The following is a 2686-nucleotide window of genomic DNA, read 5'->3' on the forward strand; positions in this document are numbered from 1 at the left end:
GGCTCCAAGTTGCAGCAACTGTTTGAAATTGCCGAACCCAGTCTGGTAGATGAGATCGTGGAAAGCTATTTGAGTAATGATCTGTTCTTTCTGGACAAGCTGGCGGAAAACATTAATTTAAATAAAGTAACCGGATATAACCGGGAGCAGCTTCTCTCCATGCTCTATTATCTCGGGTATCTGACTATTGATAAGGAGGCTTCCGACAGTTCCTCTCTGGCTCTCAAAATACCTAATCTTTTCATGTCAAAGCTGTTTGCTCAATGCATCGCTGACATGCGATTAAAAACAAATACGGTATTTACCGATACGGTTCTTGATATATCATCGTTACGTGATGTTAATGATGACATCAGTTCATTTGCCTCATCCTGTACGGAATTCCTGAGCGGAATCTTCACCAATCAGGTACTGACTCACATGAGCGAAATGGCACTTAATCTGACACTCTGCACCAAGCTTAAATCCTTGCGCGGGATATTTGTTGAAATGCAGAAGTCTCTCAGAGTTGTCGGAAAAGGAGAAAAGTTTGCCGATCTGGTAATAACCGTTAACAAGGGGAAAAGTAACCAGTGCATTTATCTTATCGAACTGAAATACGTCACCAAGACAGATGCTACTGAAGCAAAGATTCAAAACACTATAAAAGATGCAACCGAACAGGTTAATACCTACAAAACAGCCTTGGAATTCAGGGACAAAACGGTCAAAGCCTATGCCATGGTCTTTGCCGGCTCGGAATGCGTGTACTGCGGGTAACTGATTTAAAGCTGACTTAAAGATCACCGGAGAAGACTTTCCATAAACTTAATTATCTTAACTTTTCATGAAAGTTACACTAAAGGGAATTTCGAATACTTTTTTTTCATGGCTCAAAAGAAAGAATCTCATAGCAGAGAATTATGTGGGGAAATATCTAGAAAATGCGAGGGACATAAAATTTAAGACACTTTCCAGACCGGCACTTGGATGTGAAGAATGGATTGATGAGAAGCAAGGTTACGATAAAATCAGTTTATTTTTTAGCACTGTTAGAAAGTTGCTTGATAAGGAGTATTATGTGTTTTTGGTTCTGCATTTTATTTTGGGGACAAGAATTAAAGAAACTTTTAATTATGTGAATGCTGTTTTAGAAAAATATCAAAAAGAGCCAGATGTGTTGTCGAGTGTTTATATCTGTACAAAAAATACAAAGATAGGTGATCCAGCAGATTTTAGAGTGCCAGTTCCAAGATTTATTTATGAAATTGTAGAAATGAACAGAAGCTTTTATAGCCATTCTAATGATTTTATTTCTGGTGTAATAAGAAATGCATATTTGCGAAATTTCAGAGGTGTTTTTTGTCTTCATGGTTCGAGGGCTATTTTTAGAACAATAATAGATTTTTTAGCAAAAGGTGAATCAATAAATGAATCAGCTAAAGAGATGTATATCAATCATAAGACAGATTCATACGTGAAAAGTCTTTACCATAGGAATGATTATTTTCTCGATAGATTAAGATTGATGTGCATCTACAGCAAATTCATTTTTCAGTGTGCTGGAATGCCTGAGTGGGTAGTTAAAGTTGATGAGTATGTAGTGAATATTAGTGAAAGAGTCACTACTAGAAATTGATTATGCTTCACGTAATGGTTATTAAAAGTTTGTGTTTGTATAGCTATTAGTATACAATGTATAGTAAGATATAGTTTGATTTATTTCAAATGAGAGGTGCATATGGGACAAATTAACGTTAAGCTGAATGATGATGACAAGCTCAAAGCTATGGAAGCCCTAAAAGAGATGGGATTAACCATGTCTTCCGCAATTCAAATGTTTATAGCTAAAGTAGCTCGTGAAAGACGTATTCCTTTTGATGTTTGTGCTGATCCGTTTTACAGTGAAAATAATATGAATGAACTCAGAAGAAGAATTGAAAATGTTAAGTCTGGCAAGAGTACTCTGAAGGAACACGAGTTATTTGTAGAGGATGAAGATGAAGAAGATTTGGACTGATGAAGCGTGGGAGGATTACTTATCGTGGCATGAAAAAGATAAGAAGACTTTAAAAAAAATACATAAGATTCTTCAGGATATTGATAGAAATGGTTACAACTGCTCAGGAAAGTGTGAACGATTAAAATATGAGTTATCCGATTATTGGAGTGTTCGGATAGATGAAAAGAATCGATTGGTTTTTAGAATTGTAGGTGACTGTATTGAAATTTACCAGTATGCTACACATTATGGTGATAAATAATCCAGCAGATATCTAACGGTTTAAATAGTGTTGTAGAACGATCGAAAAAGTTGACCACTAAAACGATCAGAAGTTGACCACCCTTATTTTAATTTAAACGTTAATTCTTTGGGCCACACCCGCAGGAAGCCATTGTGCAAACTAAAACATTCTTAAATTTCATTAGTTTTATCCGTCTAAAATAAAAAATTAACGAGATCTTCCTTTCTTTTGACTTGTAGAAATAACATTATCACAAGCATTATTTCTTTCTTGATTTCTTTGCATCATTTTCATTCGTGGAGATTCAGCAAAAGCTTGATTTTGTGTTTCTTCATCAATTTCTTTTGAAGCTTCTGCTCTTGACTGAATGTATGCGTGTAAGCAAATAGGGTTATTTAAAATTGAAGCTCACTGTGCTACTACCACAGTGAGTTTTTAAGATTTATTGGATTAGTCCTCGG

At 35.4% G+C, this 2686-nt stretch carries 4 protein-coding genes; all 4 read left to right on the plus strand.

From position 1 onward, the window contains the following. The coding region (locus T489_RS15530) for a PD-(D/E)XK nuclease domain-containing protein (protein ID WP_031580272.1) at positions 1–759 on the plus strand (759 nt) is incomplete at its 5' end. Positions 760–904: 145 nt separating this feature from the next. After that, positions 905–1618 (plus strand): site-specific integrase, encoded by a 714-nt coding sequence (locus T489_RS0112120; RefSeq protein WP_157608266.1) that lies wholly within the window; start codon positions 905–907, stop codon positions 1616–1618. Between the two features lie 102 nt (positions 1619–1720). Further along, a complete protein-coding gene (locus T489_RS0112125) occupies positions 1721–1999 on the plus strand; it encodes a type II toxin-antitoxin system RelB/DinJ family antitoxin (RefSeq protein ID WP_031580274.1) in 279 nt (92 codons plus the stop codon). Further along, positions 1980–2243, plus strand: coding sequence for a Txe/YoeB family addiction module toxin (locus tag T489_RS0112130; protein ID WP_031580275.1), 264 nt, complete (start codon positions 1980–1982; stop codon positions 2241–2243). Before T489_RS0112125 ends, T489_RS0112130 begins: the two co-directional genes overlap by 20 nt. Positions 2244–2686: the final 443 nt, after the last annotated feature.

The organism is Ruminobacter sp. RM87 (assembly GCF_000701925.1).
In the GTDB taxonomy this organism is placed as follows: Bacteria; Pseudomonadota; Gammaproteobacteria; order Enterobacterales; family Succinivibrionaceae; genus Ruminobacter; species Ruminobacter amylophilus.

Coding starts and splice junctions, on each gene's coding strand:
- T489_RS0112130 (WP_031580275.1), top strand. CDS start 1,980: ATGAAGAAGATTTGGACTGATGAAGCGTGGGAGGATTACTTATCGTGG.
- T489_RS0112125 (WP_031580274.1), top strand. CDS start 1,721: ATGGGACAAATTAACGTTAAGCTGAATGATGATGACAAGCTCAAAGCT.